We start from the raw sequence: 22,393 nt of genomic DNA, 5'->3' as shown, positions 1-22,393 counted from the left end.
AGGATTAGTAGGCCAGCGTGCGTACGCCGTCCGGCGTGCCCAGCAGGCAAACGTCTGCACCGCGCGCAGCGAACAGGCCGACCGCGATCACGCCGACGATCTGGTTGATCTGCGCTTCCAGGCCCTTCGGATCGGTGATGGCCAGGCCGGCCACGTCCAGGATGTTGCCACCGTTGTCGGTGACGAAAGCCTCGTCGGTGCCCGGCTTGACGCGCAGCTTGGGCTGGCCGCCCAGCGCGGCCAGCTGGCGCGCCACGGCGTTGCGCGCCATCGGCAGCACTTCCACCGGCAGTGGGAACTTGCCCATCACCTCGACCAGCTTGGATCCGTCGGCGATGCAGACGAATTTCTTCGACACAGACGCTACGATCTTCTCGCGCGTGAGCGCCGCGCCGCCGCCCTTGATCATGGCGCCCTGCGCATTGATCTCGTCGGCGCCGTCGATGTAGACGGCGATCTCGGCCACGTCGTTCAGGTCCAGCACGGGAATGCCGTGGCCGGCCAGACGCGCGGCGGTGGCTTCGGAGGACGCCACGGTGCCCTTGATCTGGTGCTTGATCTTGGCCAGCTCATCGATAAAGAAGTTGGCGGTCGAGCCGGTGCCGACGCCAATGATGTCGCCTTCCACGTAGGCGATGGCGGCACGGGCTACTGCTTGTTTCAGTTCGTCTTGGGTCATGATAAAAGAATAAAAGTGGGAAGGCAGGCGAATTGCAAATCGCGAATTGCCGCTATTTTAGCGGATCGCCACCCCGCCCCTGCGTGTTTTTACCGCACACTACTCGCGGAACAGCGGTCGGTATGAGAAAATGAGCACCCAGACAACACCCCGCCAGGAACGCATATGGAGTCCGTCAAACAGATCCTGATCGTCGACGACAGCCGCGTCTCGCGCCTGATGGCGCGCCAGTACATCCTCAGCATGCATGCCGACTGGATCATCGAGGAAGCCGCCTCCGGCGAAGAGGCGCTGCAGAAAATCGATTCCTACACCCCGGCCCTGGTGCTCATCGACGTGAACATGCCCGGCATGGGCGGCGTGGCCGCCGCCGAGCAGCTGCGCCAGCGCCTGCCGCAGGCCCACATCTCGCTGCTGACCGCCAACGTGCAGACCGCCACCCGCAGCCGTGCCGCTGAAATCGGCGTGGGCTTCATGGAAAAGCCCATCACCGAGGCGCGCATCGCCCAGCTGATCGCACCGCTGGAGGGCTGACATGTCGTTCACCCTGACCGAACTGGAGCACGACGCGCTGGTTGAAATCTTCAACATCGGCGTGGGGCAGGCCGCGGCCGCCATGAGCGGCATCGTCAACGAAGCGGTGACGATGTCGGTGCCATCGATCAGCTTCCTGAACCGTGCCGATGCCGCCGCCCTGCTGGGCCACCGCGACGAGCAGCGCCAGCGCATCTGCGGCGTGAGCCAGCATTACGCGGGCGCGTTCCAGACCGAAGCCATCCTCATGTTCCCGGAAGATAAGAGCCTGGAGATCGTGCGCCTGATGGTGGGCGAACTGGTGCCGCTGTCCGAGCTGACCGAGATGGAACAGGAAGCCATGAGCGAGATCGGCAACATCATCCTGAATTCCTGCATCGGCACCCTGGCCAACATCTTCGAGCAGGAGCTGCAAGGCTCGCTGCCGGTGTACCACGTCGGCACCAGCGAGGACATCCTGGACGCCTCGGGCACGGCGGCCGAATCGGTGGTGATGATGCTGCACATCGACTTCATCCTTGAGATGCACCAGATCCACGGCTACGTCGCCTTCATCCTCGACGTGTCGGCGCTGCACGACCTGAAGGAGCAGATCAATCTCTACCTGCGCCGCGTGATGGGCCAAGGCTGACCATGGATCTGGAAGCAAACCGCCTCGGCCTGCTGGAAAGCGTGCTGGGTGCCGTCCACGTCGGCGCCATCGTGCTGGACGGCGCCGGCCGCATCGTGCTGTGGAACCGCTGGATGGAACAATACTCGGCCATGCCGGCCGGCGACGTGCTGTGCCGCGACTTCTACGCGCTGTTCCCGGAAATGCGCAGCCAGCGCATCGGCATGGCGATCCAGCAGGCGCTGGCCAGCAACTTCCCCTCGCTGCTGTCGCAGACGCTCAACAAGTCGCCCTTCCCGCTGCACGCGGACCACGCGGCCGCCGCGCGCGGCGAACGGCTGCAGCAGGCCATCGCGGTCACGCCGGTGGCGCTGGCCGGCGCCGAGCGCCACTGCCTGATCCAGATCACCGACGTGAGCATAGCCGCCAACCGCGAAAAGGTGCTGCGCGAGCAGGCCATGGTGCTGCGCTCGCAGACCTTCTCCGACGGCCTGACCGGCGTGGCCAACCGCCGCCATTTCGACGTCGCCATCGACAAGGAACAGCGGCGCGCCAAGCGCAACAACGCCAGCCTGTCGCTGCTGATGATCGACATCGACTGCTTCAAGGCCTACAACGACCATTACGGCCACCAGCAGGGCGACCAGTGCCTGATCCAGGTCTCGGCCGCGCTGGCGGCCATGCTGCACCGCTCCACCGATCTGCTGGCACGCTACGGCGGCGAGGAGTTCGCCATCATCCTGCCGGACACCGATGCGGACCAGGCCATGCTGATGGCCGAGGCATTGCGCCAGCGCGTGCTGGCCTTGGCCATCGAGCACCGCTGCGCGGCCGAAGGCCGCCAGCACGTCACGGTCAGCGTCGGCCTGGCCACGCTCAGCCCGCAGCAGCCATTCGACGTGCCGGCCCTGATCGGCGCCGCCGACCGGGCGCTGTACGCCGCCAAGCACGCCGGCCGCAACCGCGTGGCCGCGCACCAGCACGAGGTGTGCGATCGTTGAGGTGTGCCGGGCCGGCGAAGGCTAGACCGCCATAGCACGCTCGGCGGCGGAACTAAGCCGCAAAGGCGATCACGCCGCAAAAAGGTTTTTTTCGCCGTGTCGGCAAACCTTACAGTCGCTTGATTGACTCAAACAAATTATCAATACAATCAATGGCTTCTGTCTTGGGCATGACGTTTGCTTGCAATTGCTCGGGACATTTCTCGTCACCTCAGCGGAAGGAAACGACATGCAGAAGCTGACAAGAGCACTGGCATTGCTTGGAGTGGCAGCGCTGAGCGGAAGCGCGATGTGCCAGGAAGCCGCGCTGGTAGGCTACAGCTACATTAAAACTGATCCTGCAGGCGAGGTAGCCGCCGAAAATGCCACGCGTAGCCCCGTGTCACACGCCGCCTCACTTGCTTTTTCAGATGGCCCCGCATCGGGTAGCACCTACGCCTTTTCTGAATACGGCATCTTGAAGGGCCGAACCAATGCTGCAGCTGGCTGGCCGGTGACTTCTTTCGCTTATTCCCGCGCCTCGTTTCAGGACAACGTGGTGATCAATTTCGCGGGTCATGAGGGCGAAACGGGGTTTGCCGATATCATTGTCTATTACAACTGGCAGCAGAATGTTTCAGGGAATGCGGCCTCTTACGCGAACATCACACTCAATTTCAATGGCGCTGCAGGCACTTCATTTGAAGAACATTCCGTTGACGCCAGCAATCCACTGAATAACTCCCACACCATCAGCACCACGGCGTCAAACGGCAGGGATCTGCTGTTTTCGACGCCAGCATCCTTCGCTGTGCGAGCCGACTTCCGGTTCGGCGTTGCATTTTCCCTCGGCCTGGCGCTCGACACCCAGACTTCGGCGTACGGGGTAACGGGCGAGAGCATGGCCGCCGTTTTTGCCGACAAATCGGCCTACTGGGGCGGTATTGACTCGATTTTCACCACCCAAAACGACCGGGTTTTGGACTACGCGTTGACTTCCGACTCCGGGATCGACTACCGTCAATCTTTTCTTCCCAGCGCCGTGCCCGAGCCAGCGACATCGATCATGTGCGCACTGGGGCTCGGCATCATGGCTCTGCACAGACGCCGTTCGCGCCAGCGCACAGAGCAATAAGACGTAATTACTGGAAGGCCAAAACCAGCCTTCCGTAGCTCGGGAACCGCAGACAAGAAGCCGGCGTCTGAAACGCACCAAGATTTGGCCGGCTGCGGGCATGACCGACATGCGCGCCGGCATGGATTGCCGGCCAAGGCGCAGACGGCGTTGGCAGTCTCGTGCGGCGATGGCCCGGCCGGACAGGAAGATCCGGCGCAGGCCATCGGGGGAACTTAGCGCAGCGCGCTGGCGGCTTTCGCCAGGGCGGTGATGCCGTCCCAGTCGCCGGCTTGCATCAGGTCCTTCGGCGTGAGCCAGGAGCCGCCCACGCAGGCCACGTTCTTCAGCTTCAGGAACTGCGGCGCGGTCTCGATGGAGATGCCGCCGGTCGGGCAGAAGGTGATGTCGCCCAGCGGACCGGCCAGCGCGTTCAGCATGCCCACGCCGCCCGCTGGCACCGCAGGGAACAGCTTGAGCTGCTGGAAGCCCTGCTCGCGCGCTGCCATCACTTCGGACGGCGTCATCACGCCCGGCAGCAGCGGCAGGCCGCTGCTCCTGGCGGCGGCGATCAGCGCCGGCGTCAGGCCCGGCGACACGCCGAACACCGCGCCCGCGTCGCGCGCGGCGGCGAATTCCTCCGGCTGGGTCAGGGTGCCGACGCCGACAATGGCGCCTTCCACTGCCGACATGGCCTTGATCGCGCCCAGGCCGTGCTTGGTGCGCAGGGTCACTTCCAGCACGCGGATGCCGCCTGCCACCAGCGCCTTGGCCAACGGCACGGCGTGCTCGGGATCGTCGATCGCAATCACGGGGATCACGGCGGAGGTGCGCATTATGTCCAGCAGAGTCATGGTCAGTCCTTCTTCATCGAGAAATCTTCATCGGAGCCGGGCACGGTATTGCCCACCGTGTTGCCGTCATGCAGGGAGACAGTGGTCGGGATGGGCGACGGCAGCGAGAACGTGGTGGCGCCCTTTTCCGCTTCGCACACGCTGTTGCGGAACATGGCGAACAGCTCGCGGCCCATGCCCACGCCGTTCGGCGACAGGTCGGCCGTGGCCAGCGAACGCGCGTGCCACACGTCGCTCGGCACCAGCGCTTCCAGCGTGCCGGTGAAGGCGTCCACGCGGATGATGTCGCCGTCGCGCACCAGGCCGAGCGGACCGCCGGCCAGGATTTCGGGCGACACGTGGATCGCCGCCGGCACCTTGCCGGAGGCGCCGGACATGCGGCCGTCCGTCACCAGCGCCACCTTGCGCCCGGCGTCCTGCAAGTTGGCCAGCGCCGGGGTCAGCGCGTGCAGTTCCGGCATGCCGTTGGCGCGCGGGCCCTGGAAGCGCAGCACGGCCACGAAGTCGCGGTCCAGCTTGCCGGCCTTGTAGTCGGCCATGAATTCTTCCTGCGAGTTGAATACCAGCGCCGGCGCTTCCACCGTGCGGTGCTCTTCCTTCACGGCCGACACCTTCATCACGGCGCGGCCCAGGTTGCCCTGCACCAGCACCATGCCGCCGTCGGGCGAGAACGGATTGGTGTGCTTGCGCAGCACTTTCTCGTCGCCCGATTCGGCCACGGCGGCTTTCCAGACCACGCCGTCGCTGGCTTCGTTCAGGAACGGCTCGGTGCAGTGCGCGCGCAGGCCCTTGCCCAGGATGGTGGTCACGTCGTCGTGCAGCAGGCCAGCGTCCAGCAGCTCGCGGATCACGAAGCCGGTGCCGCCGGCGGCGTGGAAGTGGTTCACGTCGGCATCGCCGTTCGGGTAGATGCGGGTGAGCAGCGGCACCACGTTGGACAGCTCGTCGAAGTCGTTCCAGTCGATCACGATGCCGGCCGCCTTGGCGATGGCCACCAGGTGCAGCGTGTGGTTGGTGGAGCCGCCTGTGGCCAGCAGGCCCACCACGGCGTTGACGATGCATTTCTCGTCGACGATGCGGCCCACCGGCAGGTACTCGCCCTGCTCCGTGATCTGCGCGGCGCGCCGCGCGGCGGCGGCGGTGAGCGCGTCGCGCAGCGGGGTGCCCGGCGTGATGAAAGCGGCGCCCGGCAGGTGCAGGCCCATCACCTCCATCAGCATCTGATTGCTGTTGGCGGTGCCGTAGAAGGTGCAGGTGCCGGCGCCGTGGTAGGACTGGGACTCGCCTTCCAGCAGCTCGTCGCGGGTCGCCTTGCCTTGCGCGTAGCGCTGGCGGATGGACGCTTTTTCCTTGTTGGACAGGCCGGTGGTCATCGGGCCGGCCGGCACGAACACCGCGGGCAGGTGGCCGAAGTGCAGCGCGCCGATCAGCAGGCCCGGCACGATCTTGTCGCACACGCCCAGGTAGACGGCGGAGTCGAACATGTTATGGGACAGCGCAATGCCGGTCGCCATGGCGATGGCGTCGCGCGAGAACAGCGACAGCTCCATGCCGGGCTGGCCCTGGGTCACGCCGTCGCACATGGCGGGCACGCCGCCGGCAAATTGCGCCACCGCGCCTTCCTTGCGCACGGCATCCTTGATGATGGCCGGGAAGCCCTCGAAGGGCTGGTGCGCGGACAGCATGTCGTTGTAGGCGGAAACGATGGCCACGCTGGGCTTTTTCAGCTCTTTCAGCGCCAGCTTGTCGTTCGGCGGGAAGGCGGCGAATCCGTGCGCCAGGTTGGTACAGGCCAGCACGCCGCGCTGCGGCCCTTTCACGCGCGCCGCCTCCAGGTGGGCCAGGTAAGCGCCGCGCGAAGGCCGGGAGCGCTGGATAATCCGTGCAGTTACGGTTTCAAGTACAGGATGCACCGCCATGATGGTTCCTTATGAAGTAATTGCGTGAAATTTTACTACAAAATCGGCCGCGCGCACGCCCTTTCTTATCGGAATGCGGATTCGGCGGGCCCCGCGCCGGGGTCCGGATCGCCCTCCGGAGCCCGTCCTATTGAACATTTGTAGTGAATTTACCTGTTTTTCCTGTATTATGGACAATATCCCCCAAACCAGAGCCGACACATTATGCGCCAGCCCGCCCTCACCACCACCGCCGCCTACCAGGCCCTCGCCGCCCACTACATCGACATCCAGGACCAGAGCCTGCGCCAGCTGTTCGCAGCCGACCCGAAACGCTTCGACACCATGTCGCTGGACGCCGCCGGTCTGTATCTCGACTATTCGAAGAACCGCCTGACCGCCGACACGATCGCCCTGCTGGCCAACCTGGCCCGCACGCGCGGGGTGGAGCAACGCCGCGACGCGATGTTCGCCGGGGAAAAAATCAATACTACCGAAGGCCGCGCCGTACTGCATACCGCGCTGCGTATGCCGCGCGGCAAGGCTTTGACGGTGGCCGGCCAGGACGTGGCGGCCGACGTGCACGCGGTGCTGGACCGCATCCGCGTGTTCACCGACAAGGTGCGCAACGGTTCCTGGCTGGGCCACAACGGCAAGGCCATCACCGACATCGTCAACATCGGCATCGGCGGCTCGGACCTGGGTCCGAAAATGGCCTGCCTGGCGCTGCGCTCGTATTCGCACCCGCGCCTGAAGATGCACTTCGTGTCCAACGTGGACGGCCACGATATGGAAGCCACCCTGGCGCAGGTGGACCCGGACAGCACCCTGTTCATCGTCGCCTCCAAGACCTTCACCACCGCCGAGACCATGCTCAACGCGCAGACCGCGCGCAGCTGGTTCCTGCGCCATGGCACCGAGGCGGCGCTGGCCAAGCACTTCGTGGCCGTGTCCACCAACACCCAGGCCGTCACCGCCTTCGGCATCGACGCCGAGAACATGTTCCCGTTCTGGGACTGGGTGGGCGGCCGCTACTCCGTGTGGTCTGCCATCGGCCTGCCGGTGGCGCTGGCCGTCGGCTTCGGCTACTTCAGCGATTTCCTGGCCGGCGCGCATGAGCTGGACGAACATTTCCGCACCGCGCCGCTGGACCAGAACCTGCCGGTGCTGCTGGCACTGATCGGCTTCTGGAACCGCCAGTTCCTGGGCTGCGCCTCGCTCTCCATCGCACCCTACCACCAGGACCTGAACCGCTTCCCGGCCTATTTGCAGCAGCTCGACATGGAAAGCAACGGCAAGCGCGTCACCCGCAACGGCGCCGCGCTGGATACACCGACCTGCCCGGTGGTCTGGGGCGAATGCGGCACCAACGCACAGCACGCCTACTTCCAGCTGCTGCACCAGGGCACCGACATCGTGCCGATGGACTTCATCGCCGCGCTGCGCCCGACGCACGACCTGCCCGACCACCACGACGCGCTGCTGGCCAACTGCTTTGCCCAGTCGGAAGCCTTCATGACCGGCAAGACCGAAGACGAAGTGCGCGCCGAACTGAAAGCGCAAGGCATGCGCCCCGAGCAGATCGACGAGCTGGCGCCGCACAAGACCTTCCCCGGCAACCGGCCGTCCAACACCATCCTGGTGGACGTGCTGAGCCCCGCCGCGCTGGGCGCGCTGATCGCGCTGTACGAGCACAAGACCTTTGTGCAGGGCGTGCTGTGGGACGTGAACAGCTTCGACCAATGGGGCGTAGAACTGGGCAAGGTGCTGGCCAAGAACATCCAGTCCGAGCTGACCGGGGAAGCGCAGCCTGCGCGCCACGACAGCTCCACCAACGGCCTGATCGCGCTGGCCAAAGCCGCGCAAAACCTGCGTTGATCCCCTGCGTTAATCCCATGACCCACCACATTGAACCGTTCAGCGCCGACACCATGCTGGTGGGCGAAAGCCCGCTCTGGCATCACGGCGAACAGACCCTGTACTGGGTGGACATCGAAGGCTTCGCCATCCACAGCCTGAAGCCGGCCACCGAAGAGCACCGCAAGTGGCCCATGGCCAGCGAGCCTTCCGCGCTGGCCATCGCCGCCGGCGGCGGCCTGGCGGTGGCCACGCGCGCCGGCTTCATGCACCTGGATACCGCAGACGGCACGCTGGGTGCCATCGCACCGGCGCCCTACGACACGGCCACCACCCGCTTCAACGACGGCAAGGTCGACGCGGCGGGCCGCTTCTGGGTCGGCACCATCTACGAACCGCGCGACAAGCAGGCCGCCGAAATGTTCGTGCTGGAACGCGGCGCGGTGCGCACCGCCTGGTCCGGCGGCATGACCAACTCCAACGGCCTGGCCTTCAGCCCGGATGGCCGCGTCATGTACCACGCCGACACCGCCGCGCACCGCGTCACGCGCTATGACTACGACCTCGAAAGCGGCACCCCGTCCAACCCGCAGGTGCTGCACCAGTTCTCGGCCGACAAGGCCAACAACTACGGCGGCCGTCCCGACGGCGCGGCGGTGGACAGCGAAGGCAACTACTGGGTGGCCATGTTCGAAGGTGCACGCATCGTCAAGTTGTCGCCGTCCGGCGCGCTGCTGGACGAAATCGCGCTGCCGGTGCGCTGCCCGACCATGGTGGCCTTCGGCGGCGCCGACCTGAAAACGCTCTACATCACCAGCGCCAGCAAGCGCCCGGCGGAAGAACTGGCGCAGCACCCGCTCAGCGGCCGCGTGCTGCAGGTGCGGATGACCGTGCCCGGCCTGCCCGCCCCCGCCTATGCTGCATAGCTGCATAGCTGCATAGCTGCGTAGGGCGGGTTAGCGCACAGCGCGTAACCCGCCGCGCCACAGCCGGCCGGCCGGCAATGAATGTAGTAAATTTTCTTGATTTATCGTTTTTTGTGTAGTAAATTTTCACAACCTGCAGCACAACTCTTGCGATCACATAAAATATTATGGCTCTTTCCGATTTTGACCTGGTTCTGTTTGGCGGCAGCGGCGACCTGTCGATGCGTAAACTTCTGCCCGCGATGTACTCCCGCGACGTGTGCGGCGACCTGCCGCCGACCGCGCGCATCATCTGCGTGGGCCGCCAGGAATCCAGCCAGGAAGAGTTCATCAACGTGGTCAACACCACCTCCAAGCCGCTGATCAAGGCGCCGGAGGTTACGCCGGAAGCATGGGCGCGCTTCACCGCCCGCATCGTCTACGTGTCCCTGAACGCCACCGACGCCGGCACCTACGGCGCGCTGGTGCAGGCGCTGCGCGAGGACCAGGCCATCACGCGCGTCTACTACCTGGCCACGCCGCCGGCCATCTTCTCGCAGATCTGCGACAACCTGAAGGACAACGGCCTGGTCACCAAGAACTCCCGCGTGGTGCTGGAAAAGCCGCTGGGCCGCGACCTGGCCTCGGCCAAGCAGATCAACGCCGAAGTGGGCCAGGTGTTCGAGGAATCGCAGATCTACCGCATCGACCACTACCTGGGCAAGGAAACCGTGCAGAACCTGCTGGCCCTGCGCTTCGGTAACATCCTGTTCGAGCCGCTGTGGCGCCGCGAATGGATCTCGGACGTGCAGATCACCATCGCCGAGAAGCTCGGCGTGGGCAACCGTATCGGCTACTACGACACCTCGGGCGCGCTGCGCGACATGCTGCAGAACCACCTGCTGCAGCTGCTGTGCATCGTGGCCATGGAGCCGCCCACCTCGATCGCGCCGGACGCCGTGCGCGACGAAAAGCTGCAGGTGCTGCGCTCGCTGAAGAAATTCACGCCGGCCACCCTGGCGCAGAATATCGTGCGCGGCCAGTACCGCGCCGGCCACGTGGACGGCCAGCCCGTGCCGGGCTACCGCGACGAGCCGGACGCGCCGCAGAAATCGCGCACCGAAACCTTTGTCGCCATGAAGGCGGAAATCGACACCTGGCGCTGGGCCGGCGTGCCGTTCTACCTGCGCACCGGCAAGCGCATGGCCGATTCGCTGGCCGAGATCGTGGTGCGCTTCAAGCAGATCCCGCACTCCATCTTCAACCAGCCGACCAACAGCTTCCAGCCCAACTGCCTGGTGATCCGCCTGCAGCCGGATGAAGGCCTGCGCATGAACCTGATGGCGAAAACGCCGGGCGAAGGCATGCGCCTGAAACCGGCCGAGCTGGAACTGGACTTCCGCGAAACCTTCAAGTCGCCCCGCATGGACGCCTACGAGCGCCTGCTGCTGGACGTGCTGCGCGGCCAGCTGACCCTGTTCATGCGCGGCGACGAACTGGAAGCGGCGTGGGAATGGGTGGAGCCCATCCTGAACCACTGGGAGCAGGATGAATCGGCACCCACGCCGTATGCCTCCGGCACCTGGGGCCCGGCCGCCGCCAGCGCACTGATCGGCCGCGACGGCCTGCAGTGGCGCGAAGAAGCTCTCCCGGAAGACTAAGCCGTGCTGCTCGACTCCATCCGCACCCAGCTCGACTCGCTCTCCAAATCGGAGCGCAAGGTCGCGCTCGCGGTGCTGGACCATCCGGACCTGATCGTCGACCAGAACATCACGGCGCTGGCGCGCGCCGCGCAGGTGTCCGAGCCGACCGTGGTGCGCTTTTGCCGCACCCTGGGCTACGACGGCTGGCACGAATTCAAGCTCAAGCTGGCGCAGGGCCTGGCCCTGGCCCTGCCCGGCCTGAACGAGCAGCCGGCCCAGGACGACCTGGCGGCGGACCTGGTCAACAAGATCTGCAGCCGCTCCATCAACACCCTGTTGGACCTGCGCAACAACCTCAAGCCGGAAGCCATCCAGCAGGCGCTCGACATCCTCAAGCGCGCCAACAAGATCGAGTTCTACGGCCAGGGCACCTCCGGCATCGTGGCAGCGGACGCGCAGCACAAGTTCTTCCGCTCGGGCGTGCCCACCGTGGCCTACGCCGACCCGTCCATCCACAGCATCGCCGCCGCCCTGCTGCGCACCGGCGACGCGCTGGTGGCCATTTCCCAGCGCGGCAACAGCCCGGCGCTGGTGCGCTCGGTGAAGCTGGCCCGGCGCGGCGGCGCGGACGTGATCGTGCTGGCGCCGTCCGGCACCCCGCTGGCCGAACTGGCCACTGTGCTGATCCCGATCGACCTGATCTTCAATATCGACCCCTACACGCCGATCTCGGCGCGCCTGGCCTACCTGGTGGTGATCGACGTGCTGGCCGTGGGCCTGGCCCTGCAGCGCGGTCCGGAATTCCGCAAGAAAATGCAGAACGCGCAGAAGGCGCTGCAGGAATTCGACCTGCAGTTCGACTCCTTCATCGGCTGAGCCGGGCGGCGATAGCCCGGCTTCAGCTGCCCCGCGTCAGCCGCCGCCTATCCCTTCGGTAATCTTGCCGCTGCCGCCGCAGACGGCACAGGGCTGACCGCTGGCAAGCCGGCCCGTGCCCTTGCAGGACGGGCAAACGTCCTCGCCCGTGCCCGGCGTGCCGGGCGCGGCCTCGTCGCCGGGATTGATGTCCTGGCCCTTGTCCTGCGGTTGCGTATTGCTCATGGCTGCCTCCATTGGAAAGTGGTGAGGGCCAGCCTAGCGCCTGCGCCGGCCGCCATCTGCACGCCACTTCACACAAGCGCCCACGTCCTGCTGCGCAGCCGGCCTCCGCGCCGCGCCGGGCGCTGCTATAGTCGCAACGCGTGCTGTGCCCTTGCAGCGCGCCCTGCCGAGGAGCGCCCATGCAGATCCGCAATCCCGTCCCCTTCCTGCGCCGCAGCCGCAGCGCCAGCCGCAACCGCTTCGCCGCCGAAGCGCGCGGACTGGCCGGATGGCTGCTGCTGACCTTTGCCGCCGCGGCCGCCGGCGGCCTGGCCACCGCCAACGCGCCGCAGTTCTATGCCCAGCTGCTGAAACCGGACTGGGCGCCGCCGGCCCGCCTGTTCGGCCCGGTATGGTCCATGCTGTATTTCCTGATGGCCGTTGCAGCGTGGCAAGTCTGGCGCGTGCGCGGCTTTGCCAGCGCCCCCAAGACCCTGGCGCTGTTCATCGCGCAGCTGGCCGTGAACGCCCTGTGGAGCTGGCTGTTCTTCGCCTGGCGGCTGGGCGCCTGGGCCTTCGTGGACGTGGTGGCGCTGTGGCTGCTCATTGCCGCCACCATCGCCGCCTTCCGCCGCGTGCGCCCGTTCGCCGCCGCGCTGCTGCTGCCCTACCTGGCCTGGGTGTCCTTTGCCACCGCGCTCACCTGGGCCACCTGGCAGCGCAACCCGCAACTGCTGGGCTGATCAGCAGCAATCGCCGCGCGTCTTGTAGGTCAGCACCGGCCGGCTCTTCGCCATCACGCGCACCAGGCCGGCATCGAGCATGCTGCCCAGCACCGAATCGGCATCCTTGTAGGCTTGCGGCGCCTCCTCGTAGATCAGGGCGCGGTCGGCGCAGATCACGCGCCCGCCGAACGAGGTGCGCGCCATCTGGGCCGGCGTGGCTTTGCGCTCCAGCCTGGCCTTGCAGTCGCCGCGCGCCCACTTGCGCCCTGCGCCGTGCGCCAGCGATTGCAGGCTGAGGCTGTCTGCCACCGGCAGCGGGCGGATCAGGTAGCTGTGGTCGTCGCGCGAGCCCGGCAGCAGCACCGGCCCCGCATCGGCCGGGTTGGCGCCCTTGCGGTGCAGCCAGCCCGCCTCGCCCTCGATCACGTCCGGCGTCACCAGGTTGTGGTGCACGTCCAGCACCGGCTCGGCCTCGCAGCGCAGGCGCAGGGCCACGCGCAGCGCGATCAGCTTGCGGTTGAGCCGGGCGAACGCCAGCGCGGCATCGTGCCGCAGCAGATAGGCCTGCGCTTCCGGCGTGCCTTCGGCCAGTCCGGCGTGGCCGTGGGCGTCCACGTGGGCGCGCAGGATGGCGCCGCCCAGGCCGCGCGAGCCGCTGTGCACCACCAGCTGCAAGGCGCGGCCCACCAGGCCGGTCCCCTCGAACAGCGCTGGCTCGTCCACCTGCACCACGGCCTGCAGTTCCACAAAGTGGTTGCCCAGGCCGATGGTGCCCAGTGCGCGCAGGCTGCCCGGCTCCAGTCCGGCCTGGCGCAGCCGCGCAGCCAGGGCCGCCAGCTCGGCGTCCAGCCCGGGCGCGTGCGCCTGCAAGCGGTCCAGCTCGTCCTCGTCCGGCGGCGCGTCCAGGTTGCCGATTTGCTTGTCGAGCTTGTCCAGACGGACCTTGCTGACGGCCAGGTCGGTCTGCCACAGGCCGACGCCGCAGCCGATATCGCCGCCGCACAGGGCAGGATAGAAGCGCCCGGCCGAGAAAAAGGCGGCGCCGACCGGATAACCGCGCCCGGGGTGCAGGTCAGGCAGGCCCACAGCGCGGCGCATGCCGGGCAGACGGGAGGTGATGGCCAGTTGCTGCAGCGCAGCATCCTCCAGCCACAAATTGTCCGACGCGACCACGGCGGCGCGGTCGGATACAACGCGAATGTATTTGCCCATTCTGTATTTCCATAAGAGATGCTCAGGAAATGGGCGCTGGCAGCGCCGGCTCCCGCCGTTTGGCGGGGACGCCGGGCTTGGAAACTAGTGCTTCAAGCGCAGTAATGCCAGGCCCATCAGGAAAGTGTTGAGTTGTGCATGAATCATAAAAAACTCCTTTCGGTGAAAGCGGCACTGGTTAAAGGGGAGACAATATTACCCCACTTACATCAGCTTGACACACCGCAGCAAAAATATTTAACACTTGGGGTGCCGCCGGCGTATTTCCGGCTGGTCTGGGTTTTTTTACAAAGTTGCTCGCAGGAGTGTCGGCTTTCTTTACAGTAGTCATACCCCACTTTTCCCTGAACGAACTTAACTTGATGAATATCAACGCAATTAAGTTCCTGGCACAGGAGTTGCTTATAGTTCCGTACCTCCAACAACTGTTAATGGAACGGAATTATGAAAAAACTTACTAGCAGCATCTTGGCCGCCATTGGCTTGTTGGCAGCAGTGCCAGCGTCCGCCACCGCGATTGCCTACACCAGCGCATCCACCTCCAGCAGCACCACGTACCAGAAGACGCTGACCTTCGACATCGCCAATCATGCCTTCAACGGCGTTGGCGTGCTGGACTGGACCTTCCTGTTCGATCCTAGCTTCAGCCTGCCAGGCAGCAGCATCGCCACCGCCAAGCTGTTCGTGTCGGCACGCCAGGCCACCGGCAGCAACGACATCATCTCGGTCAACAATACCGCGATGGGCGCGCTGACTGCAGGCTCCGGCAACAACCCGATCGAAACCGAATACAACCTGTATTCGCTGTTCCACACGGGCGCCACCTGGTCCGCCACCAACCAGCTGTCGCTGGCCATGAAACTGAACTACGACGCCCCGGGTTCGCCAGCCAATAAAGCGCTGAGCCTGGAATATGCGCGCGTGGCCCTGACCTTCGCCGACACCGGCGGCGCCGGCGGCGGTGGCGGTGGCGGCAGCGGCAACGCGCTGCCGGAACCTGGCACCGCCGCCCTGTTCGGCCTGGGCCTGGCCGGCGCCCTGCTGGCGCAGCGCCGCCAGCGCCGCCAGCAGCGCGGCTAAGCGCAGCGCGGCTAAGCGCGCAGGCTGCTGCCGGGGTGGGGATTGTGTACAATATGACACCCAGTCCTCAACCTCAGCAGCAGCCCTGCGCGCAACCATGAACCAACTCGAACAGCTCAAGCAATACACCACCGTCGTTGCCGACACCGGCGACTTCCAGTCCATCAAGGCCTACACCCCGCGCGACGCCACCACCAATCCCTCGCTGATCCTGAAGGCCGTGCAGAAGGACGAGTACAAGCCGCTGCTGCAAAAGGCGGTGCAGGACAATCCCAACGCCGCCACCGGCGACATCATCGACCACCTGCTGATTGCCTTCGGCACCGAGATCCTGAAGATCATTCCGGGCCGCGTCTCCACCGAGATCGACGCCAAGCTGTCCTTCGACACCGAAGGCAACGTGGCCAAGGGCCGCGAGCTGATCGCGCTGTATGAGAAGGCCGGCATTCCGCGCGAGCGCGTGCTGATCAAGATCGCCTCCACCTGGGAAGGCATCCGCGCCGCCGAGATCCTGGAAAAAGAAGGCATCCGCTGCAATATGACGCTGCTGTTCTCGCTGAGCCAGGCCATCGCCTGCGCCGAAGCGGGCGCCCAGCTGATTTCGCCCTTCGTCGGCCGCATCTACGACTGGTACAAGAAGAGCACCGGCATCGACTACGTGGGCGCGGAAGACCCGGGCGTACAGTCGGTCAAGCGCATCTACAACTACTACCGCAAGTTCGGCTACGACACCGAAGTGATGGGCGCGAGCTTCCGCAACACCGGCCAGATCCTGGAACTGGCCGGCTGCGACCTGCTCACCATCAGCCCCGACCTGCTGCAGGCGCTGGCCGACTCCAGCGCACCGGTGGAGCGCAAGCTGAGCGCGGACGCCAGCGCCAACGCCACCGTCGGCAAGATCGCCGTGGATGAGAAAACCTTCCGCTTCATGATGAACGAGGACGCGATGGCGACCGAGAAGCTGGCCGAAGGCATCCGCGCCTTCTGCGCCGACTCGGGCAAGCTGAAGCAAATCATCTCCGGCATGCGCTGACCGTCCGCTGACCGTCCGCTGCGCAAAAATGGCCAGGCCCACCCGTGTGCGCCTGGTCTTTTTTAATTTCAGAGCGGAAATCTGTACAAAACGTTACATTTGACACTGATATACAATGGCCGGCACTGCCTTTGTAATAACAAACTAAGGGCAAGCACCTAGCAAACCTCAACATTACCTCCAGAGACATCTATGAGATCAGTCCCACGCTGCACTCCCGTCGCCGCCGCCATCGTCACCCTCTGCCTGCTGGCTGCCTGCGGAAAGAAAGATGACAAGGCCGGTTCCGCCCCGCCACCACCGCAAGTCGCCGTCTACACCGTAGCTCCCGCCACCGTCACCCTCAGCACCGAACTGCCGGGCCGCCTGGAAGCGTCGCGCGTGGCGCAAGTGCGCGCGCGCACGCCCGGCATCGTGCTGCAGCGCGTGTACAAGGAAGGCTCGGACGTGAAGGCAGGCGAGGTACTGTTCCGCATCGATCCGGCGCAGTTCCAGGCCTCCTACGACAGCGCGCAAGCTGCCGTGGCCAAGGCCGAGGCCAACCTGGCGCAGGCCGAGCTGAAAGTGAAGCGCTACAAGCCGCTGCTGGCCGCGCAGGCCGTCAGCAACCAGGAATACGATGACGCGGTCACGGCCCAGAAGCAGGCCGCCGCCGACCTGGCCACCGCGCGCGCCACCCGCACCACCGCCGGCCTGACACTGGGCTATGCCACCGTCACCTCGCCCATCTCCGGCCGCGTGGGCCGCGCGCTGGTGACCGAGGGCGCGCTGGTGGGCCAGGGTGAAGCAACGCCGATGGCCACCGTGCAGACGCTCGACCCGATCTATGTGACCATCACCCAGTCGTCCACCGAAGTGCTGCGCCTGCAGCGCGCGCTGGCGGCCGGCAAGCTGAAAGGCGCCGGCAACGGCGCCGCCAAGGTCACGCTGGTGACGGAAGACGGCCAGCCGTACCCGCAGTACGGCAAGCTGCTGTTCTCGGACGTGGCGGTCGACGAAACCACCGGCTCGGTGGCCATGCGCGCCGAGTTCCCGAACCCGAACCGCACCCTGCTGCCGGGCATGTACGTGCGTGCCCGCCTGGAGCAGGCGGTCAACGAGGCCGCGCTGCAGGTGCCGCAGCAGGCCGTGGTGCGCGGTCCGGAAGGCGCCACCGTGATGGTGGTGGGCGCCGACAACAAGGTGACCGCGGTGCCGGTGAAGGCCGACGCGGCGCAGAACGGCAGCTGGATCGTCAGCTCGGGCCTGAAAGGCGGCGAGCGCGTGATCGTGGAAGGCTTCCAGAAGACCAAGCCGGGCGGCACCGTCACGCCGGCACCGTGGAAGGGCCCGGTCGAAGCCGCGCCGGGCGCCCAGGCGCCGGCCGCTGCGGGAGCGCCCGCTGCTGCTCCTGCTGCTCCTGCTGTTGCCCCTGCTGCTCCGACCGCCCCGGCGGCCCCCGCTGCCGCCCCGGCCGCAGCCGCGCCTGCCGCCAGCAAGTAACCGGGAGCTCAGATGGCAAAATTCTTCATCGACCGCCCCGTCTTCGCGTGGGTGATCGCCCTGTTCATCCTGCTGGGTGGCGCGCTGGCGATTACCATGCTGCCGGTGGCGCAGTACCCCACCATCGCGCCGCCGTCCATCGTCATCACCGCCAACTACCCGGGCGCCACCGCCCAGGTGCTGGACGACGCGGTCACCAGCGTGATCGAACAGGAAATGAACGGCGCCGACGGCTTGCAGTACGTCGAATCGCAAAGCGAGGCCAATGGCTCGGTCACCATCACCGTCACCTTCCTGCCGGGCACCAACCCCGACCTGGCCGCCGTGGACGTGCAGAACCGCATCAAGCGCGTGGAATCGCGCCTGCCGCAGGCTGTCACCCAGCAGGGCGTGCAGGTCAACAAGGCGCGCTCCAACATCCTGATGTTCGTGGGCGCCTCGTCCAACGACGGCGCGATGGACCCGGCCGCCATCGGCGACTACCTGGCCCGCAACGTGGTCAACGAGATCAAGCGCCTGCCGGGCGTGGGCCAGGCCCAGCTGTTCGGCACCGAGCGCGCCATGCGCGTGTGGGTGGACCCGGCCAAGCTGGTGGGCTACAAGCTGACCATGGCCGACGTCACCGCCGCCATCCGCGCGCAGAACGCGCAGGTCACGGCCGGCACCCTGGGCGACATGCCCTCGCCGCGTTTCCAGACCTACTCCGCGCCCGTGGTGGTGCAGGGCCAGCTCACCTCGCCCGAGGAATTCGGCAAGGTGGTGCTGCGCGCCAGCGGCACCGGCGCCACCGTGCGCCTGGCGGACGTGGCGCGGATTGAAATGGCCGGCGCCAACTTCAACATCAGCGCGCGCCTGAACGGCAAGCCCTTCGTCGCCATCGCGGTGCAGCAGTCGCTGACCGGCAATGCGCTGGCCACCGCCGAACTGGTGCGCAACAAGATGGAAGAACTGTCCAAGTTCTTCCCGCCCGGCCTGACTTACACCGTGCCCTACGACACCTCGCTGTTCGTCAAGATCTCCATCGAGGAAGTGGTCAAGACCTTGCTGGAGGCGGTGCTGCTGGTGTTCATCGTGATGTACGTGTTCCTGCAGAACTTCCGCTACACCCTGATCCCCACCATCGTGGTGCCGGTGGCGCTGCTGGGCACGTTCGCCGTGATGCAGCTGGCCGGCTTCTCCATCAACGTGCTGACCATGTTCGGCATGGTGCTGGCGATCGGTATCCTGGTCGACGACGCCATCGTGGTGGTGGAGAACGTGGAACGCATCATGAGCGAAGAGGGCCTGTCGCCGCGAGAAGCGACACGCAAGGCCATGTCGCAGATCACCGGCGCCATCATCGGCATCACGCTGGTGCTGATCGCCGTGTTCATTCCCATGGCCTTCTTCGGCGGCGCCGTGGGCGCCATCTACCGCCAGTTCTCGCTGTCCATGGTGTCGTCCATGGTGTTCTCGGCGCTGATGGCGCTGACCCTCACGCCGGCGCTGTGCGCCACCATACTGAAGCCGGTGGAAGCGGGCCACCACCACGAGAAGAAGGGCTTCTTCGGCTGGTTCAACCGCGGCTTCGCCAAAACCGCCACCGGCTACCAGGGCGTGATCGCCAGGATCCTCACCCGCACCGGGCGCTACATGATCATCTTCCTGCTGATCTGCGGCGTGGTGGGCTGGCTGTACGCGCGCTTGCCGTCGTCCTTCCTGCCGAACGAGGACCAGGGCTACATCATCACCAACGTGCAGCTGCCGCCAGGCGCCTCCAAGAGCCGTACCGAGGCGGTGCTGAGCAAGGTGGAGGAATACATGGCCAAGCAGCCCGGCGTGGCGCGCACCATCGCGGTGGCCGGCTTCAGCTTCTCGGGCAACGGCCAGAACGCCGGCCTGGTGTTCGTGCCGCTGAAGGACTGGAGCGAACGCGGCGCTGAGGACTCGGCTGAGAAGATCGCCAGCCGCGCTTTCGGCGCGCTGTCGGGCATCGCCGACGCCATCATCTTCCCGCTCAGCCCTCCGCCCATCCGGGAACTGGGCAACGCCACCGGCATCACGGCGCGCCTGCAGGACCGCAGCTCGCAAGGCCACGCGGCGCTGGTGGCCGCGCGCAACCAGCTGCTCGGCATGGCCGGCAAGAGCGAGATCCTGGCCGGCGTACGTCCCGAAGGCCTGGAAGACGCGCCGCAGCTGCAGATCGACATCGACCGCGACAAGGCCAACGCCCTGGGCGTGGCTTTCGCCGACATCAACAGCGCGCTGTCGGTGGCCTTCGGCTCCAGCTACGTGAACGACTTCACCAGCAGCGGGCGCCAGCAGCGCGTGGTGGTGCAGGCCGACGCGCCGCAGCGCCTGCAGCCGGAAGACCTGCTGCGCCTGAACGTGCGCTCGGCGTCCGGCTCCATGGTGCCGCTGTCGTCCTTCGCCACCTCGCGCTGGATCAACGGTCCGGTGCAGCTGGTGCGCTACAACGGCTATCCCGCCATCAAGCTGACCGGCAATGCAGCGCCGGGCCGCAGCACCGGCGAGGCCATGGCCGAGCTGGAGCGCCTGGCGCAGCAGCTGCCGCCCGGCTTCGGCATCGAATGGACCGGCCAGTCGCTGGAAGAAAAGACCTCGGGCTCGCAGGCCCCGGCGCTGTTCGCGCTGTCCATGCTGGCGGCCTTCCTGGTGCTGGCCGCGCTGTATGAAAGCGAATCGATCCCGGTGGCGGTGCTGCTGGTGGTGCCGCTGGGCGTGCTGGGCGCGCTGCTGGGCGCCACCATCCGCGGCCTGCCGAACGATGTGTACTTCAAGGTGGGCCTGATCGCGATTATCGGCCTGTCGGCCAAGAACGCGATCCTGATCATCGAGTTCGCCAAGGACCTGCAGGCGCAGGGCAAGGGCCTGGTGGAAGCCACGCTGGAAGCGGTGCACCTGCGCTTCCGCCCCATCATCATGACCTCGCTGGCCTTCATCCTCGGCGTGCTGCCGCTGGTGATCGCCACCGGCGCCGGTTCGGCCAGCCAGCGCGCCATCGGCACCGGCGTGATGGGCGGCATGATCACCGCCACGGTGCTGGCGGTGTTCCTGGTGCCGGTGTTCTTTGTCGTGGTGCGCAAGATATTCAAGGGAAGCGAACGCCAGCGCCGCCTGGCCGCGCATGAACTCGACCTTCCGGAGAAGAAAGTATGATGAAGACTGACCACAAGCACAGCGCGCCGCCTGGGCGCGCACCGCGCGGCGCCGCCGCGGGCGCCGTTGCGCTCGCAGCGGCGGCGCTGCTGCTGTCCGGCTGCTCCCTGGCGCCGGCCTACCAGCGTCCCGACGCCCCCGTGGCGGGGACCTACCCGGCCGTGCCGCCCGCCGCCGGCGGCAGCGGCGGCCTGGCGCCGGCCGGCAAACCCGCCACCGACACCGGCTGGCGCGAATTCTTCACCGACACGCGCCTGCAGCAGCTGATCGCCACGGCGCTGGACTACAACCGCGACCTGCGCACGGCGGCGCTGCGCATCGAGGAAGCGCGCGCGGCCTACAACATCCAGTCGGCCGACCGCCTGCCCAACCTGAACGGCACGCTGGGCGGCAGCCGCGCCCGCACGCCGCGCTCCGTGTCCGCCACCGGCCAGGAGATCACCAGCACCCGCTTCGACGCGGGCCTGGCGGTTTCCTCCTTCGAGCTGGACTTCTTCGGCCGCGTGAAAAGCCTGAACGACGCCGCCCTGGCCACCTACCTGGCCAGCGACGAGGCGCGCCAGGCGGCGCAGATCAGCGTGGTGGCCGAGGTGGCGAAAGCCTACTTCACCGAACGCGCCTTCGCCGAGCAGTACCGCCTGGCGCAGCAGACCTACGAGGCGCGCGCGCGCACCTACAAGCTCACGCAGCAGCGGGTGGATGTGGGCGCGTCCTCGCGCCTGGACTTGCGCTCGAACGAGACGCTGATGGAAACGGCGCGCGTGGCGGCCCTCACGCTGGCGCGCCAGCGCGCGCAGGCCGAGAACGCGCTCACCTTGCTGGTGGGCCAGGCGCCCGCCGCCGACAGTGCCGCCGCCGGCGCCATGGCCAGCGACGCCGCCATCGACGCCATGAGCGCCGTGCCGGAAGGCCTGCCGTCCGAACTGCTGGCGCGCCGGCCCGACATCCGCGCCGCCGAGCAGCGCCTGATGGCGGCCAACGCCAACATCGGCGCGGCACGCGCGGCCTTCTTCCCGCGCATCAGCCTGACGGCCGCCATCGGCAGCAGCAGCCCGGAGTTCTCCGGCCTGTTCGACAGCGGCACCGGCAGCTGGTCCTTCGTGCCGCAGCTGGTGCTGCCGATCTTCGACGCCGGCCGCAACCGCGCCAACCTGAACCTGAGCGAGGTGCGCAAGAACATCGCCGTGGCGGACTACGAGAAGACCATCCAGACCGCCTTCCGCGAAGTGGCGGACGCGCTGGCCGCGCGCACCTACCTGGGCGACCAGGTGGCCGCGCAGCGCGCCGTGCAGGATGCGCAGGCGGACCGCCTGAAGCTGCTGCAGCTGCGCTTCGAGAACGGCGTGGCCAGTTCGCTGGACGTGCTCGATGCGCAGCGCGAGCTGTTCAGCGCCGAGCAGTCGCTGGTGCAGGCGCGCCTGCTGCGCACCACCAGCGCCATCGACCTGTACCGCGCGCTGGGAGGCGGGCTGAAGTAGCGGCGCCGGCGCGGCGGGTTACGGTGCTGCGCACCTAACCCGCCCTACGCATACGCCGCCCGGCCGGGAC

The 22,393-nt window shown here is 66.6% G+C and carries 19 protein-coding genes; 14 read left to right on the top strand and 5 right to left on the bottom strand.

The genetic code is table 11. The features are described from left to right. Positions 1 to 4 precede the first annotated feature (4 nt). The gene (gene rpiA, locus ASC94_RS10630; RefSeq protein WP_056394092.1) at positions 5 to 679 is read right to left on the bottom strand and encodes a ribose-5-phosphate isomerase RpiA; all 675 of its coding nucleotides are present in this window, start codon (positions 677 to 679) and stop codon (positions 5 to 7) included. A 165-nt stretch (positions 680 to 844) separates the two neighbouring features. On the opposite strand from rpiA, the gene ASC94_RS10625 reads away from it, so the two are divergent. From ASC94_RS10625 to ASC94_RS10610, 4 genes are all read left to right on the top strand, one after another. Beyond that, the gene (locus tag ASC94_RS10625) at positions 845 to 1,213 is read left to right on the top strand and encodes a response regulator (protein WP_056394087.1); all 369 of its coding nucleotides are present in this window, start codon (positions 845 to 847) and stop codon (positions 1,211 to 1,213) included. 1 nt (position 1,214) lies between these two features. Next, positions 1,215 to 1,844: a chemotaxis protein CheC gene (locus ASC94_RS10620; protein WP_056394084.1), complete on the top strand. Its 630-nt coding sequence runs from the start codon at positions 1,215 to 1,217 to the stop codon at positions 1,842 to 1,844. Between the two features lie 2 nt (positions 1,845 to 1,846). Further along, positions 1,847 to 2,824: a sensor domain-containing diguanylate cyclase gene (locus ASC94_RS10615; RefSeq protein WP_056394081.1), complete on the top strand. Its 978-nt coding sequence runs from the start codon at positions 1,847 to 1,849 to the stop codon at positions 2,822 to 2,824. A 229-nt stretch (positions 2,825 to 3,053) separates the two neighbouring features. Next, complete coding sequence (locus ASC94_RS10610; protein ID WP_056394078.1) at positions 3,054 to 3,938, top strand: PEP-CTERM sorting domain-containing protein; 885 nt, start codon at positions 3,054 to 3,056, stop codon at positions 3,936 to 3,938. Between the two features lie 215 nt (positions 3,939 to 4,153). Here the strand turns inward: ASC94_RS10610 and eda are convergent, their stop codons facing one another. After that, positions 4,154 to 4,771, bottom strand: coding sequence for a bifunctional 4-hydroxy-2-oxoglutarate aldolase/2-dehydro-3-deoxy-phosphogluconate aldolase (gene eda / locus ASC94_RS10605; RefSeq protein WP_200955630.1), 618 nt, complete (start codon positions 4,769 to 4,771; stop codon positions 4,154 to 4,156). 2 nt (positions 4,772 to 4,773) lie between these two features. Further along, positions 4,774 to 6,690 carry a phosphogluconate dehydratase gene (edd, locus tag ASC94_RS10600; RefSeq protein WP_056394073.1) on the bottom strand — a complete coding sequence of 639 codons (1,917 nt, stop codon included), beginning with the start codon at positions 6,688 to 6,690 and terminating at the stop codon, positions 4,774 to 4,776. A 204-nt stretch (positions 6,691 to 6,894) separates the two neighbouring features. Between edd and pgi the strand changes: the two genes are divergently transcribed. The 4 genes from pgi to ASC94_RS10580 all read left to right on the top strand — a co-directional run bounded on the left by pgi (position 6,895) and on the right by ASC94_RS10580 (position 11,950). After that, on the top strand, positions 6,895 to 8,547 hold the full coding sequence (pgi, locus tag ASC94_RS10595) for a glucose-6-phosphate isomerase (RefSeq protein ID WP_056394068.1): 1,653 nt from the start codon (positions 6,895 to 6,897) through the stop codon (positions 8,545 to 8,547). A 17-nt stretch (positions 8,548 to 8,564) separates the two neighbouring features. Beyond that, entirely contained in the window at positions 8,565 to 9,452 is an 888-nt protein-coding gene (locus tag ASC94_RS10590) for an SMP-30/gluconolactonase/LRE family protein (RefSeq protein WP_056394064.1), read from the top strand. Positions 9,453 to 9,619: 167 nt separating this feature from the next. Continuing rightward, on the top strand, positions 9,620 to 11,092 hold the full coding sequence (gene zwf, locus ASC94_RS10585; RefSeq protein ID WP_056394061.1) for a glucose-6-phosphate dehydrogenase: 1,473 nt from the start codon (positions 9,620 to 9,622) through the stop codon (positions 11,090 to 11,092). Positions 11,093 to 11,095: 3 nt separating this feature from the next. Next, complete coding sequence (locus ASC94_RS10580; RefSeq protein ID WP_056394058.1) at positions 11,096 to 11,950, top strand: SIS domain-containing protein; 855 nt, start codon at positions 11,096 to 11,098, stop codon at positions 11,948 to 11,950. Between the two features lie 36 nt (positions 11,951 to 11,986). On the opposite strand, the gene ASC94_RS10575 is transcribed toward ASC94_RS10580, so the two are convergent. Further along, entirely contained in the window at positions 11,987 to 12,175 is a 189-nt protein-coding gene (locus ASC94_RS10575; protein ID WP_056394055.1) for a hypothetical protein, read from the bottom strand. A 179-nt stretch (positions 12,176 to 12,354) separates the two neighbouring features. On the opposite strand from ASC94_RS10575, the gene ASC94_RS10570 reads away from it, so the two are divergent. Further along, positions 12,355 to 12,897: a TspO/MBR family protein gene (locus ASC94_RS10570; RefSeq protein WP_056394051.1), complete on the top strand. Its 543-nt coding sequence runs from the start codon at positions 12,355 to 12,357 to the stop codon at positions 12,895 to 12,897. On the opposite strand, the gene ASC94_RS10565 is transcribed toward ASC94_RS10570, so the two are convergent. Then, on the bottom strand, positions 12,898 to 14,091 hold the full coding sequence (locus ASC94_RS10565) for an RNA ligase RtcB family protein (protein WP_056394049.1): 1,194 nt from the start codon (positions 14,089 to 14,091) through the stop codon (positions 12,898 to 12,900). A 444-nt stretch (positions 14,092 to 14,535) separates the two neighbouring features. Here ASC94_RS10565 and ASC94_RS10560 point away from each other — a divergent pair, with 444 nt between their 5' ends. The 5 genes from ASC94_RS10560 to ASC94_RS10540 all read left to right on the top strand — a co-directional run bounded on the left by ASC94_RS10560 (position 14,536) and on the right by ASC94_RS10540 (position 22,323). Continuing rightward, positions 14,536 to 15,171, top strand: coding sequence for a PEP-CTERM sorting domain-containing protein (locus tag ASC94_RS10560; RefSeq protein ID WP_082616390.1), 636 nt, complete (start codon positions 14,536 to 14,538; stop codon positions 15,169 to 15,171). 97 nt (positions 15,172 to 15,268) lie between these two features. Then, positions 15,269 to 16,204 carry a transaldolase gene (gene tal, locus ASC94_RS10555; RefSeq protein WP_056394043.1) on the top strand — a complete coding sequence of 312 codons (936 nt, stop codon included), beginning with the start codon at positions 15,269 to 15,271 and terminating at the stop codon, positions 16,202 to 16,204. A gap of 192 nt (positions 16,205 to 16,396) precedes the next feature. Continuing rightward, on the top strand, positions 16,397 to 17,686 hold the full coding sequence (locus tag ASC94_RS10550) for an efflux RND transporter periplasmic adaptor subunit (protein ID WP_056394040.1): 1,290 nt from the start codon (positions 16,397 to 16,399) through the stop codon (positions 17,684 to 17,686). 12 nt (positions 17,687 to 17,698) lie between these two features. Beyond that, on the top strand, positions 17,699 to 20,845 hold the full coding sequence (locus ASC94_RS10545; protein WP_056394036.1) for an efflux RND transporter permease subunit: 3,147 nt from the start codon (positions 17,699 to 17,701) through the stop codon (positions 20,843 to 20,845). Continuing rightward, on the top strand, positions 20,842 to 22,323 hold the full coding sequence (locus ASC94_RS10540) for an efflux transporter outer membrane subunit (protein ID WP_082616389.1): 1,482 nt from the start codon (positions 20,842 to 20,844) through the stop codon (positions 22,321 to 22,323). Before ASC94_RS10545 ends, ASC94_RS10540 begins: the two co-directional genes overlap by 4 nt. The last annotated feature ends 70 nt before the right edge of the window (positions 22,324 to 22,393 follow it).

The organism is Massilia sp. Root418 (genome assembly GCF_001425265.1).
In the GTDB taxonomy this organism is placed as follows: Bacteria; Pseudomonadota; Gammaproteobacteria; order Burkholderiales; family Burkholderiaceae_D; genus Rugamonas.
This window is presented reverse-complemented; position numbering and strand designations above follow the sequence as displayed.

Coding starts and splice junctions, on each gene's coding strand:
- ASC94_RS10590 (WP_056394064.1), top strand. CDS start 8,565: ATGACCCACCACATTGAACCGTTCAGCGCCGACACCATGCTGGTGGGC.
- ASC94_RS10550 (WP_056394040.1), top strand. CDS start 16,397: ATGAGATCAGTCCCACGCTGCACTCCCGTCGCCGCCGCCATCGTCACC.
- ASC94_RS10545 (WP_056394036.1), top strand. CDS start 17,699: ATGGCAAAATTCTTCATCGACCGCCCCGTCTTCGCGTGGGTGATCGCC.
- zwf (WP_056394061.1), top strand. CDS start 9,620: ATGGCTCTTTCCGATTTTGACCTGGTTCTGTTTGGCGGCAGCGGCGAC.
- eda (WP_200955630.1), bottom strand. CDS start 4,771: ATGACTCTGCTGGACATAATGCGCACCTCCGCCGTGATCCCCGTGATT.
- pgi (WP_056394068.1), top strand. CDS start 6,895: ATGCGCCAGCCCGCCCTCACCACCACCGCCGCCTACCAGGCCCTCGCC.
- ASC94_RS10560 (WP_082616390.1), top strand. CDS start 14,536: ATGAAAAAACTTACTAGCAGCATCTTGGCCGCCATTGGCTTGTTGGCA.
- ASC94_RS10620 (WP_056394084.1), top strand. CDS start 1,215: ATGTCGTTCACCCTGACCGAACTGGAGCACGACGCGCTGGTTGAAATC.
- edd (WP_056394073.1), bottom strand. CDS start 6,690: ATGGCGGTGCATCCTGTACTTGAAACCGTAACTGCACGGATTATCCAG.
- ASC94_RS10565 (WP_056394049.1), bottom strand. CDS start 14,091: ATGGGCAAATACATTCGCGTTGTATCCGACCGCGCCGCCGTGGTCGCG.
- tal (WP_056394043.1), top strand. CDS start 15,269: ATGAACCAACTCGAACAGCTCAAGCAATACACCACCGTCGTTGCCGAC.
- ASC94_RS10570 (WP_056394051.1), top strand. CDS start 12,355: ATGCAGATCCGCAATCCCGTCCCCTTCCTGCGCCGCAGCCGCAGCGCC.
- ASC94_RS10540 (WP_082616389.1), top strand. CDS start 20,842: ATGATGAAGACTGACCACAAGCACAGCGCGCCGCCTGGGCGCGCACCG.
- ASC94_RS10615 (WP_056394081.1), top strand. CDS start 1,847: ATGGATCTGGAAGCAAACCGCCTCGGCCTGCTGGAAAGCGTGCTGGGT.
- ASC94_RS10610 (WP_056394078.1), top strand. CDS start 3,054: ATGCAGAAGCTGACAAGAGCACTGGCATTGCTTGGAGTGGCAGCGCTG.
- ASC94_RS10575 (WP_056394055.1), bottom strand. CDS start 12,175: ATGAGCAATACGCAACCGCAGGACAAGGGCCAGGACATCAATCCCGGC.
- rpiA (WP_056394092.1), bottom strand. CDS start 679: ATGACCCAAGACGAACTGAAACAAGCAGTAGCCCGTGCCGCCATCGCC.
- ASC94_RS10625 (WP_056394087.1), top strand. CDS start 845: ATGGAGTCCGTCAAACAGATCCTGATCGTCGACGACAGCCGCGTCTCG.